The 651-nt window shown below is 61.9% G+C and carries 1 protein-coding gene; it reads left to right on the top strand.

Annotated features, from left to right (window positions below; genetic code table 11):
* Positions 1-255 precede the first annotated feature (255 nt).
* Entirely contained in the window at positions 256-405 is a 150-nt protein-coding gene (locus AB4Y43_RS40475; protein WP_368730289.1) for a hypothetical protein, read from the top strand.
* Positions 406-651 lie beyond the last annotated feature (246 nt).

The following is a 651-nucleotide window of genomic DNA, read 5'->3' as shown; positions in this document are numbered from 1 at the left end:
CGCCGGAACGGGCGTGCGGTTAAACACGTCCGTCAAACATGAACCGGACCCAAATGAAAGAGGAGCTCACGATGCCCGACCCTGAGCCTAAACCCTGCACATCTCGCCTTGCGTTCTCGCAGAACGCAGGCCACTTCGCCTGACATCTGGCCGCATACGTTCCTCCCACACGCCCGGGCATATTGCCCCGCGTGAAGCGAAACGAAGGCACGCCTGATCGATGGCGCCACGTTTCAGGCATCTGGAGGAATCACCATGCACTTCGCTCTCCTCGTTTCGCAACTCCCGCACGTCGAAGAAGCTCGCACGCACTACAACGGCATGCTCGGGCTCGATGGCCGTTCGAACGCATCGTACGGCATAGTCGCTGCCATCTGGACGGCGCTCAAACAGCTCGCTCGCTGACACGGCCCGGCGTGGCCGACTGCATCCATACCGGCAGGCGGCAGGACAGTGCCACGCCTCAATCATCGATTTCCAGCAGCACTGCTAAGGAATAACCAGAAATGTCCACCACTCCTGCTAACATCACGCAACGTCGGAGTGCCGTGCTCGACGACGCGCACGTGGGCGATATCAAAGGCGCCCTCGGCACCATCGCCCGCCACGACACCGCTCCGCGCAGCAACTGGATGGCGCGCCTGCGCACAC

The sequence above is a fragment of the Paraburkholderia sp. BR10872 genome (assembly GCF_040965835.1).
Lineage (GTDB): Bacteria > Pseudomonadota > Gammaproteobacteria > Burkholderiales > Burkholderiaceae > Paraburkholderia > Paraburkholderia nodosa_A.
The sequence above is the reverse complement of the archived record's forward strand: the minus strand, read 5'-3'. Positions and strand labels throughout refer to the sequence as shown.

Excerpts from the sequence above, each read along its gene's own strand:
- AB4Y43_RS40475 (WP_368730289.1), top strand. The coding sequence starts at position 256 with ATGCACTTCGCTCTCCTCGTTTCGCAACTCCCGCACGTCGAAGAAGCT.